18 protein-coding genes are annotated in these 24,139 nt (G+C 69.6%); 8 read left to right on the top strand and 10 right to left on the bottom strand.

Annotated elements, in window-relative coordinates; all coding sequences use genetic code 11:
• Genes AB0K28_RS17495 through AB0K28_RS17485 form a run of 3 tightly spaced genes read right to left on the bottom strand, consistent with a single transcriptional unit; the run spans position 1 to position 3,120 of the window.
• On the bottom strand, positions 1 to 909 hold the full coding sequence (locus tag AB0K28_RS17495; RefSeq protein WP_364370774.1) for a carbohydrate ABC transporter permease: 909 nt from the start codon (positions 907 to 909) through the stop codon (positions 1 to 3).
• Positions 910 to 938: 29 nt separating this feature from the next.
• Positions 939 to 1,850 carry an ABC transporter permease subunit gene (locus AB0K28_RS17490; protein WP_364370771.1) on the bottom strand — a complete coding sequence of 304 codons (912 nt, stop codon included), beginning with the start codon at positions 1,848 to 1,850 and terminating at the stop codon, positions 939 to 941.
• Complete coding sequence (locus AB0K28_RS17485; RefSeq protein WP_364370768.1) at positions 1,843 to 3,120, bottom strand: polysaccharide pyruvyl transferase family protein; 1,278 nt, start codon at positions 3,118 to 3,120, stop codon at positions 1,843 to 1,845. Before AB0K28_RS17485 ends, AB0K28_RS17490 begins: the two co-directional genes overlap by 8 nt.
• Before the next feature lie 79 nt (positions 3,121 to 3,199).
• On the opposite strand from AB0K28_RS17485, the gene AB0K28_RS17480 reads away from it, so the two are divergent.
• Positions 3,200 to 4,204, top strand: coding sequence for a LacI family DNA-binding transcriptional regulator (locus AB0K28_RS17480; protein WP_345388602.1), 1,005 nt, complete (start codon positions 3,200 to 3,202; stop codon positions 4,202 to 4,204).
• Between the two features lie 64 nt (positions 4,205 to 4,268).
• Positions 4,269 to 4,583 carry a hypothetical protein gene (locus AB0K28_RS17475; protein WP_345388604.1) on the top strand — a complete coding sequence of 105 codons (315 nt, stop codon included), beginning with the start codon at positions 4,269 to 4,271 and terminating at the stop codon, positions 4,581 to 4,583.
• Here AB0K28_RS17475 and AB0K28_RS17470 read toward each other — a convergent pair.
• The 3 genes from AB0K28_RS17470 to AB0K28_RS17460 form a co-directional block, all read right to left on the bottom strand.
• Positions 4,546 to 10,782 (bottom strand): S8 family serine peptidase, encoded by a 6,237-nt coding sequence (locus AB0K28_RS17470; RefSeq protein ID WP_364370764.1) that lies wholly within the window; start codon positions 10,780 to 10,782, stop codon positions 4,546 to 4,548. The genes AB0K28_RS17475 and AB0K28_RS17470 overlap by 38 nt on opposite strands.
• 17 nt (positions 10,783 to 10,799) lie before the next feature.
• Positions 10,800 to 10,976: a hypothetical protein gene (locus AB0K28_RS17465; RefSeq protein ID WP_364370761.1), complete on the bottom strand. Its 177-nt coding sequence runs from the start codon at positions 10,974 to 10,976 to the stop codon at positions 10,800 to 10,802.
• An 80-nt stretch (positions 10,977 to 11,056) separates the two neighbouring features.
• Entirely contained in the window at positions 11,057 to 14,014 is a 2,958-nt protein-coding gene (locus tag AB0K28_RS17460) for an AAA family ATPase (RefSeq protein ID WP_364370758.1), read from the bottom strand.
• Positions 14,015 to 14,425: 411 nt separating this feature from the next.
• Here AB0K28_RS17460 and AB0K28_RS17455 point away from each other — a divergent pair, with 411 nt between their 5' ends.
• Positions 14,426 to 17,164 (top strand): AAA family ATPase, encoded by a 2,739-nt coding sequence (locus tag AB0K28_RS17455; RefSeq protein WP_364370755.1) that lies wholly within the window; start codon positions 14,426 to 14,428, stop codon positions 17,162 to 17,164.
• A gap of 12 nt (positions 17,165 to 17,176) precedes the next feature.
• Entirely contained in the window at positions 17,177 to 17,512 is a 336-nt protein-coding gene (locus AB0K28_RS17450; RefSeq protein WP_345388622.1) for a cupin domain-containing protein, read from the top strand.
• On the opposite strand, the gene AB0K28_RS17445 is transcribed toward AB0K28_RS17450, so the two are convergent.
• From AB0K28_RS17445 to AB0K28_RS17435, 3 genes are all read right to left on the bottom strand, one after another.
• Positions 17,502 to 17,849, bottom strand: a complete 348-nt coding sequence (locus AB0K28_RS17445; protein ID WP_364370752.1) for a DUF1330 domain-containing protein — start codon at positions 17,847 to 17,849, stop codon at positions 17,502 to 17,504. The two genes, AB0K28_RS17450 and AB0K28_RS17445, sit on opposite strands and share 11 nt — an antisense overlap.
• A gap of 19 nt (positions 17,850 to 17,868) precedes the next feature.
• Complete coding sequence (locus AB0K28_RS17440) at positions 17,869 to 18,237, bottom strand: nuclear transport factor 2 family protein (RefSeq protein WP_345388628.1); 369 nt, start codon at positions 18,235 to 18,237, stop codon at positions 17,869 to 17,871.
• Positions 18,238 to 18,712: 475 nt separating this feature from the next.
• Positions 18,713 to 19,129 carry a transposase gene (locus AB0K28_RS17435; protein ID WP_364370748.1) on the bottom strand — a complete coding sequence of 139 codons (417 nt, stop codon included), beginning with the start codon at positions 19,127 to 19,129 and terminating at the stop codon, positions 18,713 to 18,715.
• Between the two features lie 524 nt (positions 19,130 to 19,653).
• Here AB0K28_RS17435 and AB0K28_RS17430 point away from each other — a divergent pair.
• The 3 genes from AB0K28_RS17430 to AB0K28_RS17420 all read left to right on the top strand — a co-directional run bounded on the left by AB0K28_RS17430 (position 19,654) and on the right by AB0K28_RS17420 (position 21,623).
• Positions 19,654 to 20,973, top strand: a complete 1,320-nt coding sequence (locus tag AB0K28_RS17430) for a hypothetical protein (RefSeq protein WP_364370745.1) — start codon at positions 19,654 to 19,656, stop codon at positions 20,971 to 20,973.
• 4 nt (positions 20,974 to 20,977) lie between these two features.
• Positions 20,978 to 21,217: a hypothetical protein gene (locus tag AB0K28_RS17425; protein WP_345388634.1), complete on the top strand. Its 240-nt coding sequence runs from the start codon at positions 20,978 to 20,980 to the stop codon at positions 21,215 to 21,217.
• 64 nt (positions 21,218 to 21,281) lie between these two features.
• Positions 21,282 to 21,623, top strand: coding sequence for a tyrosine-type recombinase/integrase (locus AB0K28_RS17420; protein ID WP_345388636.1), 342 nt, complete (start codon positions 21,282 to 21,284; stop codon positions 21,621 to 21,623).
• A 226-nt stretch (positions 21,624 to 21,849) separates the two neighbouring features.
• Here the strand turns inward: AB0K28_RS17420 and AB0K28_RS17415 are convergent, their stop codons facing one another.
• Complete coding sequence (locus tag AB0K28_RS17415) at positions 21,850 to 23,397, bottom strand: hypothetical protein (protein ID WP_364370741.1); 1,548 nt, start codon at positions 23,395 to 23,397, stop codon at positions 21,850 to 21,852.
• A gap of 71 nt (positions 23,398 to 23,468) precedes the next feature.
• Here AB0K28_RS17415 and AB0K28_RS17410 point away from each other — a divergent pair, with 71 nt between their 5' ends.
• Entirely contained in the window at positions 23,469 to 24,053 is a 585-nt protein-coding gene (locus AB0K28_RS17410) for a hypothetical protein (protein ID WP_364370738.1), read from the top strand.
• The last annotated feature ends 86 nt before the right edge of the window (positions 24,054 to 24,139 follow it).

Below are 24,139 nucleotides of genomic sequence, written 5' to 3'. Positions count from 1 at the left end.
TCAGCCCTTGACGGCGCCGACCATGAGTCCCTTGGCGAAGTGCTTTTGGATGAAGGGGTAGATGAAGAGGATGGGCAGGACGGAGATGACGAGGATCGCCATCTGGACGGAGACCTGTGGGGGCAGGTTCTCCAGGTTCGAGCTGAGCTGGTCGGCCCCGATCGGGGTGTTGTTGACGACGTAGGTGCGCAGCACGAGCTGCAGCGGCCACTTCTCCGACGACTGGAGGTACAACATCGCGGAGAAGAAGGAGTTCCAGTACGCCACCGCGTAGAACAGCCCGATCACGGAGACGACCGCCTTCGACAGGGGCAGGACGATCCGCAGCAGGATGCGCAGCTCCCCGGCGCCGTCGATGTAGGCGCTCTCCCGCAGCTCACCGGGGATGCCCTGGAAGAACGCACGCATGACGATGACGTTGAAGGCGTTCACCAGCACCGGCAGGATCAGTGCCAGGTAGTCGTCCAGCAGGCCGAGCTGCTTGACCGTCAGGTACATCGGGATGATGCCCGGGTTGAACAGCAGGGTGAACAGCGTCATCAGCAGGATCGGCTTCTGCAGCAACGCACCCGGCCGCGACAGCGCGTACGCCAGGGCGATCGTGGCGACGAGGCTGAGTGCCGTGCCGAGCAGGGTGATGCCGGCGCTCACCAGCAGCGCACGGGTGACGATCCCGCCGGACAGGACGGCACGGTAGGCGTCCAGCGTCGGTTCGTTCGTCCACAGCACGAAGCCGCCCGCGCTGTTGACCTCTTCCGGGGAGGCGATGCTGGTCATGAGCACCGCCCAGAACGGCACCAGGACCGCCAGGCAGCCCAGGCCGAGCACGAGTCCCCGGGCACCGACCCCCAGCCTGCTCGGCTCGCCCATCCAGACCGGACGCTCGCCGGGGCCCGAGTGTGGCCTCATGCGCGCCGCGGACACCGCTGGTCGGCTCGTCATTTGGCGTACACCCCCTGCTCGCCCAGGGCGTGCGCCAGCCGGTTGGCGCCGAGCACGAGCGCGACACCGACGATGCCCTTGATCAGCCCCACCGCGGCCGCGGTGCCCCAGTCGCCGCCGACGATCCCGTGGTTGTAGACGTAGGTGTCGAGCACTTCGCTCGCGCCGGCGCCGACCTGTGCCTGCTGCAGGATGATCTGCTCGAACCCGACGGACAGCGAGTCACCGAGCCGCAGGATCAGCAGCAGGACGATCACCGGGCGGATGGCGGGCAGGGTCACGTGCCACAGGCGGCGCACCGCCGAGGCGCCGTCCACCACCGCGGCCTCCATCTGCGCCGGATCCACCCTGGACAGCGCGGCGAGGAAGATGATCGTCGACCAGCCGGTGTCCTTCCAGATCACCTGCGAGGTGATCATGAGTTTGAACAGCTCGGGGACGCCGACGATGCTGAACGTGGACAGGTCGGCCGAGCGCAGCCAGGCGTTGAGCATCCCGCCGTTGCCGAACATCTGCTGGAACAGGGCGACCACGATCACCCAGGACAGGAAGTGCGGCATGTAGAGGATCGACTGGGCGAGGCGCTTGAGCCGTTCGCTGACGGTCGCGTTCAGGATCAACGCCAGGCAGATCGGCAGCGGGAACACGAAGACCACCTGGATCAGCGTGATGATCAGCGTGTTGACGAGCGCGTTGAGGAACACCGGGTCGCCGGTGAGCACCGGCTCGAAGTTGTCCAGCCCGACGTACGGGCTGTGCCAGATCCCGAGGAACGGCTGGAAGTCCTGGAACGCGATGATGTTCCCGCCGAGCGGCAGATAGTGGAACAGCAGCAGCACCGTGACCCCGGGCAGCGCCAGCAGCAGCAGGACCCGGTCGCGCCGCCAGCGCTCGCGCAGCCTATGCATCGCCGATCCCCGCCGATAGGGGCCGGCCTGCCACGCAGGCTTCCACCGCCGCCCGCAGCCGGTCGTCGGCGTTGGCCGCGACCCTCCTGCTCCGGGCGATCGCGGGTGCCGGGTCGGTCGCGATGTCGGTGACCGCCGCGACGACCGTCGCCGCGGCGCGATGGTCGAGCTCGATCACCAGGTCGGGGGCGCCGAGGTCGGCGAACATCTGGGACTTCGTGGTCTCGGTCGGCTGCCGGAGGTAGACCGTCGGGATCGCATGTCGTGCGGCCATGATCGGCGAATGACACTCCATGCTGACCACCAGCGACGAGACGGCGTAGACGCCGGTCGCCTCCTCCAGCGGCCAGTAGCGGTCCAGGATCCTGACCTGATCGAGCGTCTGCGGGCTGAGCAGGCCGGGAAGCTGCTCGTGAGCCAGCTCTACGGCATAGCTCATCTCGGGCACCACGACGGCCGGCAGGCCGCTGACGCGTACCCAGGTCTCGATCGCCGCCGCCAGCACCGCCAGGTCCTGCGTCACGGTGGCCCGGTTGATCGCGTCGCGCCGCATCTGCTCGCGGGTCGGTGCGGTGCCGTAGATCTTCGCGTACGGGGCGTAGCGCAGCCGCGGGACGAAGCAGGCGAACCGGCCGGGCCGCAGGCCGAGGTCCTCCAGCAGGCGAGCGGCGGCGACGTCGTCGGTGTGGTCGAACGCGAACGTGCCGTCCGGCCCGAAGGCGAGGTCGGGCCCGGTGATCTTCTGGCCGCGCAGGGTGGCCAGGGTCAGCGTCTCGCGGCAGTACACGAAGTCGGCGCCGTCGAAACGGTCCTTGACGTCGTCCTCGAGATAGGACGGCGGGAGCTGATCGACCATCTGTGCCAGCTCGGGCAGCGTCGCCATGGTCGGCGGGCACAGCGGATCCACGGTGATCCCGAAGTACCCGTACGGGCGGCCCACGTGCTCGCGCCACCAATCGATCTCGGCGCCCTGGAAGGCGTCCGCGCCCGATCCGTGCATCAGGACGTCAGCGCCGTCGATGGCGGCGGCGAGCTCAGGGGGGCTCGGCCCGTCCACGCCGAGAGCGCCGTCGACGACGCGCACGTCGGGAAACGCGTGCCGCAGCATGGATCGTTCGCGCTCCTCCAGCCGTATCGGCCAGAGGACGACCTCGACCTCGGGCGCGAACCGCTGAAACGCCCGCACCACGCCAGGGGAGTGGGCCACGTCGCCGATGTTCACCGTCGCCCAGGAGGACCGCAGGAGGACGGTGCGACGTGTCGATGTCATACAGACTCCTTCATGACGTAACGTTGCTTCAACATAGGGATGGTGAGACGTTACGTCAATAACCGAGTAGGCTTTCACCATGGCAACGCAACGTGACGTCGCACGAGCCGCCGGAGTGTCGCTCGCCGTGGTGTCGGCGGTGGTCAACGGCACGAGCCACACCCGGATGAAGGAATCCACCCGCGCCCGGGTGCTCGAGGCGATGCAGCAGCTGGGCTACCAGCCCAACCAGACGGCGCGCTCGCTACGGCTCAACCAGACCGACATGATCGCGATGATCCTCAACAAGATCGACAACCCGGTCTACGGACCGCTGCGGCGCGGGGTCTACGAGGCGGCGGCGGAGCACGGCGCGACGGTCCTGCTGGGCGATGCCGAGACGACGCGCTCCGGCAGCCGGTTCCTGACCCGGCTGCTCAGCCATGGCACGGTCGACGGCATCCTGATCCGCGGCGAAGGGCTGCTGGACGACGACGTGATGGCCGAGCTCCGCTCCCACCCCAAGCCGATCCTCATCCTGGAACACGACGTGGACCACCCCTGGATCGACGTGGACGACCTTCGCGCGGGCGAGATCGCGACGCGGTTCCTGGCCAACCTCGGCCACCGCCACATCGTCTTCGTCGGCGGTTCCGGATACCTCGCCCAGCAGCGCTACCTGGGCTACCGGCAGGCGATGTCCGCCGCCGGCCTGACCCCGGCCCCGCACCTGGCCACCGGCTTCGGCGAGCAGGCCGGCGCCGACGGCCTCCGGCAGGCCATGCAGGCGGCCACCGCGCCGACCGCCATCGTCGTCAACAACATCATGAGCGCGGTCGGCGTCCTGGCCGCCGCCCACGACCTCGGCATCGCCATCCCCGACCAGCTGTCCGTGGTCGGCATCCACGACGTCGACCTGATGCAACACCTCCGCCCGGCCGTCACCGCCGTCCGGATGCCCATGTACGACCTCGGCCGCGCCGGCGTCGAGGCGCTCTACGACTTGATCGCGGGGCGCCCGATCACCGGCGGCATCATCACCGACCCCGAACCCGAGCTGATGATCCGCGACTCAGCGACAGCCCTGACCCGGCCCCGCGATTGATCGGACACCACAGCACCGCACAGCCACAGCTGAAGCCACCTGACTTGCTGCTCGAGCAGCACCCATGGACAACATGGAACGCCACTATCTCGGCCTGGTGCCGGAATGGTTCACCGAATGCCATCCGCATCAGCATGTGGACAACCGGTCCGATCATGCAGAAGACCAGGTCAACCCGTGGATTGCCTGGTCTCGATGGCGCGCCCTGCAGGATGTCTGCATGGATGGAGTTCCCGGCGAGCGCAGGTCGCATGCCGCGAACTCGGTAGGCGTGGTCAGAGCCTCCAGGGCGATCCTCTCCGAGGAGGCTCTGACCGCTGCGGGCGGATTGGTCGGCTATCTCACAGGCGCGGGTCCTCCTGGACCTTCAGGGCGTTGAGTATCGGGTCGCGCTCGCCCTTCTCGCGGAGGAACTCGACCTTCAGATCGCCGCCGCCGTGCTCGACGGTGACCGTGTTCATGTCCGCGGTCAGCGCACCCACTTTCTTCTGCACGTCGTGGTCGTGGAGCGCGACTTCGCCGTCGACCAGGACATCGAAGGCGCGCTTGCCGACCTTGACGTTCTCGATCTCCGCGAAGTCGAGGCCGATGCGGTACATCCCGGCGGGCGCGTTCTTGAACACATAGGCGAACGTCTCGCCGGTCCGCTGGGTGCGGAACAGGTCGTCGTTCTCCGTGCCGGCGATGCCGGCCTTGGTGGCACGGGCCTTGCCGCCGACGTAGCCCCACGGCCGCGAGCCGAGTTTCTGGTCGGGCGACCAGACGAAGCCGTCGGCGGCGACGTGCCCTGGCCCGCCCGCGTCGACGCCCTGCCAGTAGGCCGAGGTCGCCAGGCGGACCGGCCTGAGCTGGGCTTCGCCCTTGCCGGCGTTCGACGCCACGAGCACGTCCCCGACGAACACGCCGGGCGAGACTGCGGCGTTGTCGGCCGTCGCCGTGACCGTGGTGGACTCGCCGGCCGCGAGCTTGACCGTGCCGGCCGCGGCCGCGCCCGTGAGGGTCAGCCACGGAAGGTCGGCGGCCTCGTGCCCGCCGTCGCTGGTGCGTTTCTGCTCGCTGAGCCGCACCTCGAGCGGGGCGGAGCCGGTGTTGGTCACGATCACGTCGGCCGTCGCCTTCTGGTTCCGGCCGAGGAGCCAGTCGAGGTCACCTCCGGTGACCTTTGCGACGCCCGTGGTCAACGCCGTGTCGACCACCTCGGCCTGATCCTTCTTGGCGATGGTGACGGGGTGGCCGGCCGCGACGTAGTTCGGCGCCCAGACCTGCACGGTGTTCGCACCGACCAGTGCCTGGGCCTTCCACCGGCCCTTCTCGTCGGCGGTGATGACCCGCTCACCGTTCGGCCCGGTGAGCGTGACGATCGCGCCCGCGATCGGCTTGCCGTCGTTCGCGTCGGTGACCGTGCCCTCGATCGTGCCCGCGGCCGGGAGAGTGTACTCCAGCCCCAGACCGGCCGTCAGGATGGGCTGGTTGAAGGAGTACTGGTTCGCGGGGTTGCCCGCCAGGCTCTCCAGGCCGACCGTCGCCGACGACCCGCGGGTGACGGGGTTGTCGCCGCCGATGCCGTCGCCGTACCCGATCTGGATGCGGCCGTCCGCGATCAGGGTGACCGAGAAGCTCACCCGGGCCGTCCTGTCGCTGTCGAAGGTGACGTTGCGCCACTCGATGACCTCAGCGGCCAGGCCGTCCACCTCGGTCGTGCCGAAGTAGATGCCCGCCTCGTTGTCGACGACCAGGTCGTCCCAGAACGGAAAGACCGCGTCGAACGCGTATGGCGACGGCAGCGCCGTGTTGTTCCCCAGGGCGTTGGCCCGGTCGAAGATCAACGCGCCGTTCGTCGTCACGCACACGCCGTCCCAGGCCGTGTCGTAGAACGGGAACAGGAAGCTGGAGTCGAACCACAGCACGCCGCAGGCGTCGTCGCCGTGCCACCCGGAGTCCTGCGTACCCTGGCGGTAGAGCCCGTCGCTCACCTTCATCGCGTACGAGCGACCGGCGGGAGACACGGGCACGGGGCCCGGCTCCGGCTCCTCGGGCTGGGGCTCCGGCTCCTCCTTGTCTCCGCGCGGATCGAGCGTCACGCGCAGCGCCGCGACGCTCGGGGCCCGCAGACCCTTGCTGCCCCTCAGCTCCACGGTCAGCGGACCGCCGTCGTGCCGCACGACGGCGGTGTGCCAGTCGGCCGTGTTCGGGCCGACGGCTTTCACGGGGTCGTAGGCGTACTGCGTCAGCTCGTCGTCGATGAGGACGTCGAACACCCGCTTGCCCTGCTTCACCTGCTCGATCTCGGCGAACCCGAGGTCGACGGCGTAGGTGCCCTTCGGCGCGTCGGGGAACGTGTAGACCAGGTCCTTGTCCGGCGTGGTGCGCTGGGCCTGGAACAGGGCGTCGTCCTCGGTGCCCGCGATCGGGGCCCTCGTGGAGACGGTCTTGCCCTTCCCGGCGTAGCCCCAGTCCTTGCCACGAGCCGCCTGGTCGCCGGACCAGGTGTAGCCGGCGGCGTCGGTGAACGAGGGGCCGCCTGCGTTGACGCCGACCTGGTACTTCGTGGTCGTGAGCGTCACCGGGACGTAGGTCTTGGGCTGCCGTCCTGAGTCGGAGCGCACGATGATGTTCGCGCCGACAGTGCCCGGGTCGGCGTCCTTCGAGGAGATCGAGACCTTGACCGTCGCCGACTCGCCCGGGGCGAGGGTGCCGCCGGTCGAGGAGAGCGACAGCCAGGGCAGGTCGGTGACCAGGTCGTCCTCGACGTCGACCAGCACGACGTCATCGGCGATCTGGTCCGCCGCCCACAGCGCCCCGGTCGCGTCGGTCTCGAGGCCCCCACCCTGGCCCACCTTCTGGCCTGGGAACCACCACGCGTTGACGAGCGAGCAGTCGTCGGGGTCGACCTGCAGCAGGCGGGTGGGCCTGTCCGAGGTGAGGTCGGTGTACCAGATGGTGTCGGAGGCCTGGTTGTAGGCCAGGCCCATCACCTCGGGCAGCGGCGGGGCGCAGAAGGACAGCAGCGCACCCGCGTTGTCGTGCGACGTCCCGGCGACGGTTCCGATCAGGCCGTTCGCCCGGCCGCCGACGTAGAACACGTCCTCGGCGGGGTTGTAGGCGAGTCCGGTCAGCTGCAGCGTTGACCAGTCACCCTTGATCTGCCGGGTCTCCTTCCCGGTCTCCCGGTCGAAGCAGTGGATGTAGCTGGCCGGGCTGTCCTCCATCTGGCACATGTCACCGGTCTTGGTGTCGAGCGCCATGTCGAACGCCCGGTACGCGGGATTCCACGAGGCGTCGAAGACCTTGCCGGTCCGCTTGCCCGTCACGGTGTAGGCGGTGTTGGTCTTCGCGTTGTAGTCGTGCACCCACACGTCGCCGTCGTACCCGATGCCGGAGGGTTCCTTCTCCGCGATCGTGCCCGGGATCTCGATGCGGGTGATGACGTCGCCGCCGGAGGTCGCGCCGACCTTGTCGGCCGCCTTCGCTTCCGCGGCGCTCACCTTCGCGGCCTTGCCGTCGACGTTCGACCGCTTCATGCCGCTCGCGCCGGCCTTCCACGCCTTGAGGTCGATCGTGCTGTCCGCGCCCTTCCCGGCGCGCGTGGTGGCGCCGGCGGCGTCGAGCTCGGGGTGGCGCGCCGCCTCGCCCAGGTCGTACGTGAGCGGGGCGGAACCGGTGTTGGTCAGCGTCAGCGAGCCCACACCGTTCTGGTCGGTTCCCATCACGGCGTCGAGGCCGCTCACCTGCAGGCCGGCGACGCCCGTGCTGAGACGCGCGTCGATCGTGGCCTTCGCGAAGAGCTTGTCGAGAGTGAAGTCGTACGACCCCGTCACGTAGTTCGGCGCCTCGACGGTCATCGTGTAGCCGGCGACCGGCAACTGGCGGTGCACGACACCCGTCCCGTTGGTCGTGACGCTCTCGACGAGGCCGTTCTTGTCGGTGAACGAGACCTTGGCCCCGGACACCGGCAGCCCGTCGTTCTTGTCGACGACGGTCGCGTCGAGGTAGCCCCAGTCCGGAAGATCGTAGGTGACGATCATCCCGTCGTGGAGCACCGGGACGTTCTCGGAGAACCGGATGCCGTCCACACCGGCCCAGCCCTGGATGCCGGTGATGGTGCGGGCGCCGCCGGTCACCGGGTCGTCGGTCCCGATGCCGTCGCCGTACCCGTAGATCACCTTGCCCGAGCGGGTGAGCGTGGCCGAGAAGCTGACCGGCTCCGTGTACTCGGACCGGATCGGGTAGGCCCAGATCTTGGCGTCGCGGAACTCGATGACGAACGCGTCCTCGCCGTCGACCTTGGTGGCCGCCGTGAAGACTCCTCCGCCGGAGGCGAACTGGACGGGGGACGAGACGGTGAACGGGAAGAGGCCGGCACCGCCGAAACCGGGTCCCGTGGAGTTGTCCGGGGAGATCACGCCGCGCAGGCTGATCGCGAGGCTGTCATGGCTGCCGTTGTAGAGCGCGACCGGGAACGGCAGGTTCACCGTCGCCCACACGCCGCTCCCGTACGTGACCGGGTCGGTACCGCGCAAGTACTCCCCCTCGGAGACGGAGCAGCTGTAGCCGCCCTTGTCGACGACGAGCCCGACCGGGATCTCCAGCGACGTGTTCTCGGCACCGACGGTCAGCGGGACGGACGTCGGCGAGAAGCAGGCGTTGGGCGTGACGGCGAGCCCGTACCGGCCCTCCGGCACACCGGCGATCGTGAACGCGCCGTTGGCGTCCGTGCGCACGGCGTCCAGCGGCGTGTCCTTGACGGAGACGTCGGCGTTCGGGACGGGCTGTTTCTTGTCGTCGATGACCCTGCCGCTGATGTCGTGGCGCGCGGCGGCGGTGAGGGCGATCTCGACCGAGGTGTCCTGGCCGAGGGCGATCGCGGCGCTCGCGGTCGCGGGCAGGTACCCGAAGGACTCGGTGCTGATCTGGTAGTCGCCGACCGGGAGGCTGACCTTGAACCGGCCGTCCTTGTCGGTCCCGACGGACCGGCTGAACGGTCCGCTGATCATCACGTCGACGCCGGAGACCGGGGCGCCGTCGGCGGTGACGACACCGGTGAGGGTACCGCCCTGCCGGGGTGCGAGCTCGAGCAGGCGGACGAGGTCGAGCCGGCCTTCGCCGTACTTGTTGTTGAAGCCGGCGGTGCCGCCGCACTCGGTGTCGTCGACGTCGACGGCCGACTCGGCCAGCAGGCGGCGAGTCTCCTCGACCTGCCCGATGAGGGTCGGGTCGTAGCTCCACAGGGCGGCGACGGCGCCGGCGACGTGGGGAGCCGCCATCGAGGTGCCGGACATCGCGACGTAACCGTCGTTCGGGTAGGACGACGTGACGGCGACGCCCGGAGCGGAGATCTCGGGCTTGATCCGGCCACCTTCACCCTCGCCCTTGCGGGAGAACAACGCGAGCGTGCCGTCCGACGCGTAGGCGCCGACCGAGTAGGCACTCTCGGCGGAGCCCGGCGAGGAGACGGTGTCGCACGCCGCGTACGGCGAGGTGTTGCCCGATGACCAGACGCTGAAGATGCCTGCTGCGCTCCAGGCCTCGTCGATGGCCCGGAAGAAGTCGTCGAAGTTGTGCTCGACGGTCTGGCCCCACGAGTTGTTGATGACGTGGGGGCGCTTGGACGGGTCGGGGTTGTTCCCGTTGACGTCGGTCGGGGCGAGCAACCACCAGCCGGACTTGAGCAACGACTCGACGCCGGTGCTGTCGCAGCAGCCGTTCGTCGCGATCCACTGCGCGTCCGGGGCGACGCCGACGTGGTTGGTGCCGTCGTCGCCGACCATGGTGCCCATGGTGTGCGTGCCGTGTCCGTCGTCGTCGCACGGTGCTCCGGCGCACGTGCCCCGGGTGGCCATCCAGTTGTAGTTGTGGTCGACGGTGCCGTCGGGCTTCTTGCCGCGGTACTGCCGCGTCAGGGCGGGGTGGTCGAACTGAACGCCCGAGTCGAGGTTGGACACGGTGATGCCCGAACCGGTGGCCCCCATGGCCCAGGCCTCGGGGGCGTGAATGGCGTCCAGGCCCCACGCGACGGTGCCGTCCTCGTCGGCGTCCGCGTCGGCGTCCTTGGAGGCGTGCGCGTCGGCGTCCTTGGAGGCGTCCTTGGGGGCGGCGGGGCGCGCGGCCTGGTCGTCCGGCGTCTTCTCGTCGATGGGCTGGACCAGCGCGACCTGCGGCGACGCATGGATCTCGGCGACCTGCCCGACCGAGGCGACGTCGAGCGCGAGCTTCTGCGTGCCGCCCTTGACGAGCACGGCGTTGACGAGCGGGTAGGACGTGTACTTCACGCCCGCCGCGTCGAGCTGGGCGGAGACGGATGCCGCGGAGGACTTGGCCGCGGCCTTCAATGCGTCGTAGACGAACTGACCGCGAGCGGTCCAGTCGGCGATCTTCATCGCCGGCGCGAGGTCGGCCTTGGCGTCGAACGTGATCCAGAAGTCGGAGACCGGCTCCGTGCGGAAACGGCCCTTCAGGTCCGACGCGATCTTGTTGGCGGGTGCACCGGGATCCGGCTCAGCGGCCGACGCCGGCGGTGGCGCGATCATGCTCAGGCCGACCGCTAAGGCCAGCGAGGTGACGAGGGCTTGCAGTCTCACGTGGGGGGTCCTCCGGCCTACAGGGGTTGGTAGGGGTCGTGGCTCTCGTCATCGCCGTCATCGCCGTCATCCCGGGTATCGGGGGCGTCAGGGGCGTCGGGGGCGTCAGGGGTGCTGACGCCGCCTCGCGACAGCTCAAGTGGTTGCTGGTGCTCGATGAGGGAGTCGTCACGCGCGACAGGTCGCTCAGGCATGCACTGCCCTAGGGGCATGGATCATGGAGTCATGCTCAGGGTGACGAGCGATCTTCGCTATCCGGCGGATACGTCAATTTTCATGACAGGTCGCCGAGGGAGTCCTCTTCCGCGAACACTCCGGCCTCTACTGCCTTGACGGCGAGCGCGGTTCGGGTACTCACCTTCAACTTACGCATCGCCGCGCGCAGTTGTTGATCCACCGTGGCCGGTGACTTGGCCAGGATCCGGCTGATCTCCCGGTTCGTCTTGCCGGCGACGACCAGCCGGACCACGTCGAGCTCACGAGGCGAGAGCCGGTCGCCGTACCCCCGCCGGCCGCCGCGCCACAAGCGCGGAACCTCGGCGCCGTGTTCGCGAAGCCGCTGTGCGACACGGTCCGCATCGCCGCGGGCTCCGAGCCCGAACAGTCGCTCGTACTGTGCGGCCAGCAGTTCTCGGCCCTGTTCGACATGGCCTTGCGCCATGAGCGCCTCGGCTTGACGCTCGCGGGCGAGCATGGCGTCGTAGGGGCGTGGCAACGCGTCCCAGGCTCGCGCCGCCCGGTCGTACGCCCTCGCCGCGCGGGCGTGGTCTCCGGCCGCGGCGGTCAGCAGAGCACGGCATACGGCGAGGGCGGCGCGAGGCGCAGGCGCCGTACGGCCACGCAGTCCTCTGGCGAACTGGTCGCCCAGGCGAGTCGCGGCCCGCAGGTCGCCCGCGACGAGATGCGCCTCGATCCGGGCGGGGACGAGGTCCGTCGCCCAGACCCAGATGCCTTTTCTCCGGACCGTGTCCATCGGCTCGTTCGTGATCTGCAGCGCCCGGCCGCTGTTCCCCTCCGTCAGCCACAGTCTGGCCAGCGCGGCGGCGGCCTCCATCGTGTCGTCGGCCGCGCCGAGACGGGCGGACTCCTCAAGGACCAGCCGGAACTGCTCCATCGCGGCGCGCCGCCGCCCGGCGGCGGCCGCCAGCCGGGCCGCGAGGCGAATGCTGCCGAGGTAGAGCGCCGGCCGGTCCCGGTCGGCATCGGCGAGCGCCGCGCTTGTCTCCGCGAGACCCTCCCACCGGCCGGTGAACCACGCCAGGTTGCCCTGTTCGAGCCGGACGTTGTGTCGCAGCCGGGACGCCTGCTCGGCCTCGGCAAGGCGCATGGCCACGGCGAGGTGCTTGTCCGCGTCGGCGTACCGGCCCCAGATCAGCGCGCCGGTCCCGACATTGGTGTGGATGCGGGCCACGTCGAGCCGCTCCGCCGAGGTCGCGCCGTCGATGGGCAGGTCGGCGACGACGTCCCAGGCCTCCTCCGCGCCGAGCATGAGCAGCGCGGCGGCTCGGTTGCCGGCCAGGTTGAGCCGCTCCGCGGGAGAGTCGACTTCGGCGGTGAGCTCAGCGGCGCGATCCAGCCAGCGCCGATGGGTCGACGCCGGCCACGGTCCCGCGTAGGCCCATCCCAGATAGGTCATCGCCCGGGCCGCCTCGACCGGGTCATGGTCGAGGTTGGTCACCGCTTGCTCGAGCTCGCTGAGCGCGGCCTGCGCCTCACCCCCGATGATCAGCAGCCGGCCCAAGGGGTTACGGATCTCGGCCTGCTGGCGGGCGGAGAGACCGGGGGTCTCCAGCACCGAGCGCAAGGTACGGATCACCCGGTGGTAGACCTCGTCGACCGGTTCGCGACGGCCCAGTGCGGCTACTCCGGCGATGCGCGCGACCCGTGCCCGATCCGCCGGCGGCAGCTCGGACCACGAGAACAGATCGACCAGCAAGTCGACCGCCTTGGTGTGGTCACCCGAGGCCATGGCCAGCTCGGCACCCTGCTCGGCGTACCGCGCCCAGGACCGTGTCTCGCCCGCCTCACGGAAGTGGTGGGCAAGGCGTGCGACAGGCGGCGGATCGATGCCCTCCAAGGCCCGGCCGGCCAGCAGGTGCAAGTGTCTGCGTTCGGCCGACGGGATCGCTTCGTAGACGGCCGTGGCGGCCAGCACGTGCCGGAATCGCCACTGGCCGCGGTCGTCTCCGTCCAGGACGCCGACGTCGGCCGCCTCCGCGATGGCGCCTCGGCACGCGGCCGGTGGCAGACCGGCGGTCATCGCGATCGTGGCCACCGATGACCGCTCGGCCAACGTGGCCGCGGCTCGCAACACCTGCTGCGCCGCCGGCGACAGACGGCCCACCCGCTCCCGGGTGGAGTCGCGCACCGTCGGCGGCACCTGCAGCTTGCGCAGCTTCAGCCGGACCCACTGTCCGTCGCGGAAGACGAGGTCGGCACGGTCGCACATCAGGCGAACCGACTCCTCCAGCACCAGCGGCACCCCACCGGTCCGCTCATGCATGAACGTCGTGAACTCCTGCGATATCGGGTTGCCGTCCAGCATCGAGGACACCAGCGCCGCCGTGTCGTCGGGTCGCAGCGGCGCCAGGGCGATCCTCAGCTGGGTCACGCCGGCCGGAAACCGGGACGTCAGCCGCAGCAACAGCGATCCGGCGTCCACCTCCTCCGGCCGATAGGAGATCACGAGGCTCGGCCCGTCCGATTGCTGTCGAGAGGCGACGAACAGCAGGAACTCCAAGGTCACCTCGTCCGCCCAGTGAGCGTCCTCGAGCACGAGAACGTCGACGTGCAGAGCCCGCAGCAGCTCGTCCAGGGCGCGGAACAGGCGATGCCGTGCCGCCTTCGCATCGCTCAAAGGCGGCAGTGCGGGCGGCAGGTCCGAGGACCATTCAGGGAACAGGGGCCGTAACGCACCCGCGAGCTCGGTGAGCCGCAACCGCGACACCGGGCGGTCGATCCCACGGAACGCGTCGACGATCGGCCCCAACGTCAGCGACTCGCGCAGCGGTGGGCACACCGAGACCAAGGCAGTGCGCTGGTCAGGCGCGGCCAGCCACTCCCGCACCAGCCGGCTCTTCCCGATCCCCGCCTCACCCTCCACCAGCACGATCGCCGGCGGCCTGGCCAAGGCGACTCGAAGCGCCGCCATCTCCCGATCACGACCCACGAAATGCGGCGTGGAAACCGCTGGTGAGGCCCCATCGTCCTCGGGCGGCAAGGGGTCGAGCATGCGTGATGATCTCGCTTTCCGATGCTCGGGCGCAACGGCACATTCTGTCTGTCAGCCCGACAATCTTGGCAGAGAGCTTGAAACGACGACCTCACCGGTCAGGAGGATGGGCCGAGTGCTGGTGTCGCTGCCGTAGAGCCCGGTCAGGTAGAAGCGCACCGCGTGAGGCGACATCCCCACACTCCGTCAAGCGCCCGCAGCTTGAGCCCTGGCGGATAGCGGGACCCCCTGCTGTTCCCGCAGGTCAGTTCTGTGATGTCACCGGCGGTGATCAGTGCCCCGCGGCTTGAGCCCGGGCCGTTCGCTGTCGGTTCCGCGACCGCTGTCGGTTCCGCGACCTCCGTGAAAGACGAAAGCGTGGCTCTCATGGCCCCATCGTGAGCCTGCCTGGACGAATGCCAGGATGGGGTCATGGGCGCGGGGGGACTGTACGGAAGAGAGCCCGAAATGGACGCGATCGCCGAACTGCTGGCGAGGGCGCGGGCGGGGGGCAGTTCGGCGCTGGTGCTGCGCGGCGAGCCGGGCATCGGCAAGACGGCGTTGCTCGACCACGCCGCCGCGTCGGCCCGCGACCTGCGGCTGGTCCGCGGCGCGGGCGTCGAGTTCGAGGCGGAGCTGCCGTTCTCGGGGCTGCAGTTGCTGCTGCGCCCGGCGCTCGGCTATCTCGCCGCGCTGCCAGGCCCGCAGCGCGCGGCCCTGGAGGCGGCGTTCGGGCTCGGGCCCGCGACCGGCTCGGAGCCGATGCTGGTGGGGCTGGCGGTGCTGTCCCTCCTGGCGGAGTACGCGGACGAGACGGGACTGCTGTGTCTCGTGGATGACGCGCAGTGGCTCGACCGCGCCTCGCGGGAGGCGCTGCTGTTCGCCGCCCGGCGCCTGCACACCGAGGGCGTGGTCATGATCTTCGCTGCCCGGGACGGCGAGGGCTCCTTTCCCGCCCCCGGCCTGCCGGAGTCGCGCCTTTCCGGGCTGGCCCCGCATGCGGCAGCGGCCCTGCTCGACCGGCATCCGCTCGCGCCCGCCCTACGCTACCGCCTGCTCGCCGAGGCCGGCGGCAACCCCTTGGCGCTGCTGGAGCTGCCGGTCGCCCTGGTGGCCGAAGGCGGCAGCGCGTTCTCGCCGGGGGCGCTCCCCCTCACCGACCGGCTGCAACTGGCCTTCCACGGCCAGGTCAGCCGGATGCCCGCGGCCTGCCAGAGCCTGCTTCTGGTCGCGGCGGCCGGCGAAACCGGCGAGCTCGCCGTGATCCTGCGTGCCGCCGCCGAGCTGGGGGCGGCCGTCGAGGACCTGTCCCCCGCCGAGCAGGCCGGCCTGGTGTTGCGCGGCGACGCCGACGGCACCACGATACGGTTCCGCCATCCGCTGATCCGCGCCGCCGTCTACCAGCGGGCGCCGCTCGGGCAGCGCCTCGCCGCCCACCGCGCGCTGGCCGCCGCTCTCGGCTCGCCGGAGCACGCCGACCGCCGGGCCTGGCATCTGGCGGCCGCCGCCACCGGAGCCGACGAAGAGACCGCCGCCGCGCTGGAACGCACCGCCTCCCGCGCCCGCGAACGCAGTGGCCACGGGGCGGCCGCGGCGGCCTACGAACGGGCCGCCCGCCTGAGCGTCGAGCCCGGCGCCAGGGCTCGACGGGAGGCTCTTGCGGCTGAGGCGGCGCTGGAGGCAGGCGATCTGGAGCGCGCCAGGGATCTGGGGGGCCGCGCGGCCCGGGGGCTGGACGAAGACCCGGCGATGCAGGCGCGAGTCGCCCAGGTGCGGGCGCTCGCGGACTTCTGGCAGGGCTCCTACCCGGCCGCCCACCGGTTGCTGCTCGACGGCGCCGGGCTTATCCGCGACACCGATCCAGGCCAGGCCGCCGTACTGCTGATCCAGGCCGTGCACACCTCCTGGTACCTGGGCGAACGGCAGCTCGCGGCGACGCTGGACCGGCTGGCCGCGCTGCCGCTCGACGACGCGGATCCACTCGCGCCGGTGGGGCCGTACCTCGTCCATCTCGGCCGGGGCCGTTCCGAGCGGCCGCCGCCGCTGGGCGACACCCTCGCGGCGGTACGGCGGCGCGGCCGGGCCCCCGACCAGGCGTTGATGATCCTCTGCGGCGCGGCGCTCGCATTGGGCCAGGACGCCGACGCCTACGAGCTGGCGACCGAGCTCGCGGCCGGATGCCGCGACCGGGGCGGCGCCGGGAGGCTGCCGACGGTGCTGTTCTTCATGGCCGAGGGAGAGGTGTTCACCGGCCGGCACCTGGACGCGCTCGCTACCGCGACCGAGGCCCTGGGGCTCGCCCGCGACACCGGCCAGCAGCAGTGGGTCAGCCAGTTCAGCAGCGTGCTCGCCTACCTCGATGCGGCCAAAGGCGAGGAGGCCGCCTGCCGGCGCAACGCCGAGGAGGGGCTCGCGGGGGCCACCGCCGCGGCCATCTCGCCCGGTGCGCCGTGGGCGCACTGGTCGCTTGGGCTGCTCGACCTCGGTCTCGGCCGCGCCGAGGCGGCGCTCGACCGCTTCGAGCGCCTGACCCGCGAGCCGATGCGCCATCACATCTGCGCCACCCGTTCCACTCCCGACCTGGTGGAGTCGGCCGTACGGGTGGGGTCGCCGGAGCGCGCCGCCGAGCCGCTGGCACGCCTGGCGACGTGGGCCGGGTCGGTACGGCAGCCGTGGGCCGACGCACTCGTGCTGCGCTGCCGCGGGCTGCTGGCCGCCGACGACCAGGCTGAGGCGCTCTACACGGCGGCCCTCGACCTGCACAGCCAGGACGCCCGCCCGCTGGAGTACGCGAGGACCGCGCTGCTCTACGGCGAATGGCTGCGCAGGGCCCAGCGCAAGGCCGAGGCGCGCGGGCCGTTGCACGACGCCCTGGAGGTCTTCGACCGGCTGGGCATGCGGCCGTGGGCCGAACGCGCGCGCGGCGAGCTCACCGCGACCGGCGCCCCGGGCCAAGGCCCCAGACCGGCCGAGGGCGTGGCCGCCGGTCTCACCCCGCAAGAACTGCAGATCGCCCGCCTCGCCGCGCAGGGCCTGTCCAACCGCGACATCGCCGCGCAGCTCTTCCTCAGCCACCGTACGGTCGGCTTCCACCTCTACAAGGCATATCCCAAGCTCGGCGTCGCCTCCCGGGGCGAGCTCAAGGAGTTCGCCGATCGACTCGGGCTGTGAGATCGTGTCCCGATGAGCGAACAGGTCCTACCTGGGCAAATACTCCCCGTGGACGTCAATGAGGTCACGCCGATGGAGCTGGGCCCCGGCATCGACGTACGGATGCTGCCGGGCATGCCCGGGATCAGGACGTGGGTGATCGACCTCGCCCCCGGCGCCGAATGGCCGGACCTCGACGTTCACGACACCTACGGCGAGGCGTACTTCGTCGTGAGCGGCGAGCTCATCGAGGGCGACCGCACCCACGGCCCCGGCACCTACGTCGCCTTCGGCCCGAAGACGAGCCACCGGCCCCGTACGGAGACCGGTGTCCGCGCCTTCGGCTTCAACTACGACGTCATCCCTTGAGCGCTTCGCGGTATTCGGCGCCCATCGCGGCCGAATCGTGGTCGGGGCCGACGCCTTCGACGATGATCACCTCGCCCTCCAAATGGTCCGCTCGCAGCGGCAGGATCGCCTGGTAGGCGGCGGACTCGTACCAGCCGCGCGCGTTGTGCACCGACGGGAACTCGAGCATGACGACGCCCCCGGACCACTGGCCCTCACGGACGTCCACCGGTCCCCCATGGACGACGAAGCGGCCGGAGAACGGGTCCAGCGTCGACTGGATCCTCTCCAGGTACTCCGCCACGTCCTGGTGCAACCGCTCCGGGTCACGAAGATGCGCGATCACATATGCGGTCATGGTTCCTCCTTGAAGGTGTTCAGGCTCCGGCGGGCACTTTGTCCAGGAAGCCGAGCACCTGGCTGATCCGCCCGTCATCACCGATCACCGCCACGTCGAAGCCGATGACGATCGGCTCGCCGCCCTCAGGTCCAAGGTGCCAGGTGAACCGGGCGATGTCGTGGTGCGCGTCCACGGTGCCGCCGAGGCTGAAGACCAGCCCGCCGAACTGCCCCTGAACCGCCGCGATGGTGGCGTCGAGCCCGTCCCTGCCCCGTACGGAGACCAGCGGGTCGGTGTACACCGCGTCCTGCGCGAAGACCTCCGCCAGGACGGCCTGCCGCGCGGCGGCGTCGGTCTCGTTCCACGCGGCGAGGTAGCGCTGGACCAACTCGTTCATGTCGCTCATGTCGTTCTCCTCAGTGATCGTGCTCTCTTGTGACCACCAACTTACGGAGGCGGGAACGACGCGGAATCTGACGTGCTTAAGTACTTCGGTACCGGAGTTGACGGTCGATCATGGTGAGCTGGATCGCAGCCACACCGCGTGCTGTGAGCACCCGACCGACGCGCCTGACGCGCCTGACGTGCCTGACAAGCTCATCGGTCTCTGACCTGCGAGAAAAGGCCAAGAACCCACGACAACCATCGCGGTTGCGGCAAGTCCGCAGTGCCGCTGAACGGGAGCCGGACGACCCCCGGATCGACGGACTCGCCACACCTTGGCCGAGTACTGTCTCGCCCATCCCTCACTGCTGCCGATCCCGGCCGCACTCCGGGCTCGCACCGACGGCGCGGTCCGGTACAGCCTGCTCAACCACCACGGACACGAGCAGAAGCCAGCCTGAGTCAGGCTGGCGGCGTTGTCCGAGACAAGAATGCGCTCAGCCGGCATCGACATCGCGTCCCCAGCTCCAACTGACTGAGCCCGCCGCCGCACTCCGGCCCGCGGCGCTGATGCTGGCCTTCGGGTCCACGCCGGCGGCTTCTTCCTGGTCAGTTGCCCGGCCATGAGGGTGATCGCGGCCCACGTCAGGTAGGCCTCCGAGCGCTGCGGGAGTCACTCGTATTAAGCCGAAGTGGGCGGATCTGCTGCTGTCCAGTACGACCAGGCTCGGGTCGGCAATCGGGAGGTAGTCCCAGTGAACGCCGGTCCGTCCCTGGTAGCGGATGACGTTGACGATCTCACGCAATTCGTAGCTGACGGACGGGTGCACGGCCTTCCATGCGGTGAGTACCGGTTCGATCAACGCCCACTGCGCGTCGGACAAGTCGCTCGGGGACTGCTTGCGCTCAGTCACCCGCCCATCACAGCACGGCCGGGCCCGCTAACCGGTGGTAACGCTACAAATCTCTACGATCACACTACGACATCACAGGAATACGCTCGCAAACTGCACTCTGACGGTTGACCGAACCGTAATCACGATGAAGGGCGTTCGCCTGACACACCCGCGTTCCCGCCATCCGTAGGCTCGCGTCCGGGGCGCAAGGGATGAAGCACCCCTTCCTCCCGTATGCCTGCCATATCAGGGGCGGCAGGCTCGCCCGCTCTGGAGGTTCTCCGATGTCCACCCCTTACCCGCCATCCCACGGATCCGGCGCGCCCGGACATCCGGGCGGCCGGCACCCCGGGCAGGCCTGGCCTCCGGGCAGCTTTCCACCCCCCGCACAGGGTGCACCGCCGGGACCGGGCGTACGGTGGCCTCCTGGTCCCGGCGAGCAGCCGCGCCACCCGCAAGGCGGATCCGGCGGGCATTGGTCTCCACCTCCGCCGAACGGCAACGGAAGCGGAGGGAAGGGGCCGCTGATCGCCCTCGTCGTCGTGCTCGGCGTCGTCGTGCTCGGCGGACTGGCAGGGGGCTCGCTGCTCCTGAGCCGTGCCGAAGCCGGCCCGCCCGCGAGCCCGACCCCCGGCCGGGGCAATCCGGCCCGGTCGCCCACGGCCGAGGCGGCGAGGACCACCGAGGCGGGGAAACTCCGGGCGATCACCGGCGACCAGCTCTGCGCCGCCGTACCGGGCGATCTCCGTAAAAGCCTGGTGGCGGACGCCGAATACGGCGGGAAGGACGCATCCACTGGGGCCGCCACCGACACCGAGAAGCGGGCAGCCTGCAGCTGGACGAACAACAAGATGGACGTCGGCAACGGCGTTCTCGGATATCGCGCGCTGAGCATCTCCGTGGAAGCCAAGAGCGCAGGGACACGCAGTGCCGTCGAATACGCCACGGACCGCTTCGGCCAGGACAAGCAAACGCACGCGCGGCGAGTCAACGTCCGGAACGGCAAGCGGATCGATGGCAGGACCTCAGGCTCGGCATTCGGCGAGCTCAAGCCGCTGGAGTATGGCGACGCCTCCTACAGCCAGACCTCGATAGGCAGGAGCGGCCTCAAGGCGGAGGTGTTCGTCCGGCAGGGACCCTGGCTGGTCAAGGTCACCTACGGCGGTGACAACCGGACCGGCGCCAAGTACCCCTCCGGCGACGAGACGCGGGCCTCGGCAGGGAACGTCGCCAAGCTCATCGCCGCGGAAATGGCCAAGAGTGCCGACAAGGTGAAACTCACCGGGCCCTGCGGCATCGTCACCGCCGAACAGATCGAGTCGGCGTTCTTCCCCGCCGTCGGCGGACCGTCCGTCAGCACCAATGACGGCAGGATCAAGCAGACCACCTGCACCTGGTCGGTCAAGGAGGTCATCAAGCACCGGCCCGGGCAGGAGTTCACCGCTCGCGGCGGTGAACTCGGCATTCACATGGTCGACTGGGGTGGCGGCGACACCGGCTCGACGTTCCAGTTCGATCGCGATGCCAAGAAGTACGACCGGTACCACAACGGGGGCGGCCTCACCAGCGATCGCCTCCACACGGACTACGAACCCCGCCAGGAGCTCTCCGGGCTCGGCGAGAAGGCATTCGTCGTGGTCTCCAGCACCACCAAGCTTCACGACAAGAGCGCGCCCCCCACGACGGAGATTCTCATCAAGGTCCTGGTCGGCGACCGGACGGTCGAGGTCACGTTCCGGGGGACGACGACCGGAGGCGGTCTCGTCGACGCCGCCGACTACCGGGCACCGTTCTTCGAGCCGGCAGTCGCGCAACCCGCCCTGACGAAGGTGGCCAAGTCTTTCCTCGACGGCCTGAAATGACGGGATGATCGGCGGAGACGGCATAGATGACGCTGCGCTCGACAAGATCCTCTCCCTACAGCTCAAGGTTGCGGGCGGGAGCACGAATTGCATGGTCGTCGCTTCAAACCTTGACCGCAATGGGGACTTCACCCGCACCGAACGCGTAGAAGAATGGATCAGGAACGGCGACAACGAATTCATCGTCCGATCCATGGACGGTGGTCCCAGTCGCTGCACCATTGAGCCAGTTGCCGCGTGGTAGCCCTGGACGCGGAGACCGTACGGGTGCTGACCCGCCACCGCGAGCGCCAAGAAAGCTGAGCGCGGTGGCGGGCACCCCCTGGCAGGACTCGGGGTACGTGTTCACCACCGCGGATGGGGCGCCGTTGCGGCCGGACTACCTCACCGGCCGGTTCCGCCGGCTGGTGGCCGCCTCAGGACAACCGCCCATCCGGCTGCACGACCTGCGGCACGGCGCCGCCACCCTGGCGCTGGCCGCGCACACCGACCTGAAGGTGGTGCAGGCCATGCTCGGGCACGCCAGCATCGTGCTGACCGCCGACACCTACGTCTCGGTGCTGCCCGAGGTGACCCACCACGCGGCCCAGGAGACGGCCCAGCTGGTACTGAAGGCCGCGTCCGCGCTGGGGCGGCCGCTCGGCGGCTGACTCAGGATTGCCTCACATCTGCCCCATGCCGCGCCGGCGCGCGGGCGCGGCTGAGGTTTCCGCTGGTGAAAGCGCGCCCTGCAGGATTCGAACCTGCGACCGTCGGATTAGAAGGGGCCTTGATCCGATGATCTAGCACGCGGGCGACGAATACGTGCGGACCCGGGCGCGAGAGGCGTCGCAGGGTCTACCGGAAGCCTGAGCCGGCATCGCGGTCCGTGCCCGGTCACTCGTCATCGCCCTCACCCGCCAGAGTCGGTCTTGCCAGCGCCCGGTTGATGGCATCCCGGTCGAAGGGCATCAACTCTTCGGGGTACTCCGGGTTGTAGTCCTCGATCGGGTTGTCGCCGCGGCCGTCCACACAGATCGGGGCAGCGAGTTCGTCGGCGACCACCCTCTCCAGGAGAATCTCGTGCTCCCAGCAATCACCGAGATCGTAGGTGTACCGCAGCACCGATCGCGGTGCGGGCAGCACCCGGTTCAACCGGCACAGGTCTTCGTCCCCGCACTCCTCCAACGGCCGGAAGGGGTCGCTGAAGCGACGCTTGCCGACCCTGAACACATGAAGGTGCTCATCCGACCAGCCGAACAATCTCTGAATAACCCGGTGCAGATCACCCAGCGAATAGTTCTCCGGAACCAGCACCCGCCGCCACACCCCAGCGACGGAGATCTTGAGCTGGTAGCCAGGAATCGCCGGCGCCGTCCGTGGCAGGACGACCAGGAGCCGACCCGCTTCCGGGTGCCCACTGCCCCCAACTCCTTCATGGAGGTCGCCGCCCATCATGTCCAGCAGAACGTACCGAGCGTCAGTCACCCCATAGCGATCAAGCGCCGCCAGCGCATAGTCAACCGCCCGCCACTCCCGATCCCCTTCAATCTCCGCATCCAACCACCAGCGGGCATGCGGTCCCAGTAGAGGCAGGTCACGCACCGCCTGCCACAACTCCCCGGCACCACCACGCTCGGCCACGACCTCGACAACACTGAGCCGTCCGGCTGGGGACGCCTCAGCCGCCGCCCGCAACAGTTCGGGGAGCCGATCGACCAGCTTGCGGGAGCCCGGTTGGACATCCGCGATCCGCCACCGCCACAGCAACTCCGGCACCTCCTCCGGCGGGGCTGTAGCGATCCTGCGCAGTACCTCATCCGCGCTCAGATCTGCGGTGATCGGCGGCGGCAACCGTTCCGCCAGCTCTTTGCGAGCGTGTTCGCCCAGCTCCGTGACCATCAACCGGTCGTCGACCACACCGAATGCGACCAGGATTGTCAGCAGGTGGTCGACGGGATGCCGATCGGCCAGCCCGACGAAGCGCCAGTCCCAATCACCACGCTGCCGCATCCCCTGCTCCACCGCCGCGCGCAGCGCCCCGCCCAGCGGCGGCGCGTCCTCCGCCAGCAGGTCCAGCATGACCAGGCAGCAGATCCGCGAGTCCACCCCGCAGGGGTCCGTGAACTGCGCCGCGATCACCTGCTCCAAGGCTGCATACCAGGCCTCGGTGTCAAGCGCTGGCGCGGGTTCGGCCCGAACGGCACGCGAGCCCTCGATCGTGACCAGTCCTGCCGCCACCGCGGTCAGCCAAGCCCGCTGCAGTTCCGGCACATCGCTGAGGCGTCGGACCTTGACCGGACACGCCACACCGAGCGCCAGCGCGGCATCGGGCACCAGCGCCGGTTTGATCGCGATCGATGGGGTGACCGCCCGACCGCCCTCTACCCAGGAGGCCAGGGCGTGAGCGGCTGTGAACACCGGGCTCTCGGCGACGGAGGGCATAGCCGCGAGCGTATCGCCTCGCCGATCTCGAAGTACGAGCCCGGGACATCCCGCAGGCGTAAGGTCAACGGGTGGCTGCCGAAAACGCAGAGTGCAGTTGGTGTGGACGTCCGGCCCGGATTTCCCTGAACACCGTGGGCATGCTCTGCGACGCCTGCTGGAACTCCTGGATGTGTGACCGTACGGGGCGTGATCCGCTAACGCCGCCTCCGCCACCGGAGAGGTTCGTCGATCCGGACGGACGACCACATGTCCTGGCCTACCGCCTCACTCACGGCGCCACCGGCATCGACGCCGAGCTCACGGAAGTCGACGTCGAGGACGGGTATACCTTCAGGGCGCTCGCCGACCCTCACGCCGATCCTCAGCGCGCCCTTGACCATGTGCGGGAGAGCGCCCGCCGCGAGATCGGCAGACACTACCTGAGGCGCAGCCCGTTCACCGGCGAGATGACCATCGCCGACCGCGAAGTACGGGGCAGGATCATCTGGCGCAGCCCGGATGAGATGGCCGTGGTCGTCGACGGCCGGCAGATGACCTGGAACGAACTCGGCCAGGCGATCCAGAATGAGGGCTGGGACTTCACGATCACTGTCGACGAGCCGGTCAGCCTGGTAGACGGCTACAACCCGGCGTTGCTGTCAGAGAGCGACTGAACGATAGCGGCCCAGACGGCGATGCCTTGCGCCCAACTTGTGTTCCCCACGGAGATCAGAGCCAACAGGGACCACCCGTATCTCTT

The sequence above is a fragment of the Nonomuraea sp. NPDC049504 genome (assembly GCF_040676845.1).
Classification (GTDB): Bacteria; Actinomycetota; Actinomycetes; order Streptosporangiales; family Streptosporangiaceae; genus Nonomuraea; species Nonomuraea salmonea.
This window is presented reverse-complemented; position numbering and strand designations above follow the sequence as displayed.

Coding starts and splice junctions, on each gene's coding strand:
- AB0K28_RS17495 (WP_364370774.1), bottom strand. CDS start 909: ATGAGGCCACACTCGGGCCCCGGCGAGCGTCCGGTCTGGATGGGCGAG.
- AB0K28_RS17490 (WP_364370771.1), bottom strand. CDS start 1,850: ATGCATAGGCTGCGCGAGCGCTGGCGGCGCGACCGGGTCCTGCTGCTG.
- AB0K28_RS17485 (WP_364370768.1), bottom strand. CDS start 3,120: ATGACATCGACACGTCGCACCGTCCTCCTGCGGTCCTCCTGGGCGACG.
- AB0K28_RS17480 (WP_345388602.1), top strand. CDS start 3,200: ATGGCAACGCAACGTGACGTCGCACGAGCCGCCGGAGTGTCGCTCGCC.
- AB0K28_RS17475 (WP_345388604.1), top strand. CDS start 4,269: ATGGACAACATGGAACGCCACTATCTCGGCCTGGTGCCGGAATGGTTC.
- AB0K28_RS17465 (WP_364370761.1), bottom strand. CDS start 10,976: ATGCCTGAGCGACCTGTCGCGCGTGACGACTCCCTCATCGAGCACCAG.
- AB0K28_RS17460 (WP_364370758.1), bottom strand. CDS start 14,014: ATGCTCGACCCCTTGCCGCCCGAGGACGATGGGGCCTCACCAGCGGTT.
- AB0K28_RS17455 (WP_364370755.1), top strand. CDS start 14,426: ATGGGCGCGGGGGGACTGTACGGAAGAGAGCCCGAAATGGACGCGATC.
- AB0K28_RS17450 (WP_345388622.1), top strand. CDS start 17,177: ATGAGCGAACAGGTCCTACCTGGGCAAATACTCCCCGTGGACGTCAAT.
- AB0K28_RS17445 (WP_364370752.1), bottom strand. CDS start 17,849: ATGACCGCATATGTGATCGCGCATCTTCGTGACCCGGAGCGGTTGCAC.
- AB0K28_RS17440 (WP_345388628.1), bottom strand. CDS start 18,237: ATGAGCGACATGAACGAGTTGGTCCAGCGCTACCTCGCCGCGTGGAAC.
- AB0K28_RS17425 (WP_345388634.1), top strand. CDS start 20,978: ATGATCGGCGGAGACGGCATAGATGACGCTGCGCTCGACAAGATCCTC.
- AB0K28_RS17415 (WP_364370741.1), bottom strand. CDS start 23,397: ATGCCCTCCGTCGCCGAGAGCCCGGTGTTCACAGCCGCTCACGCCCTG.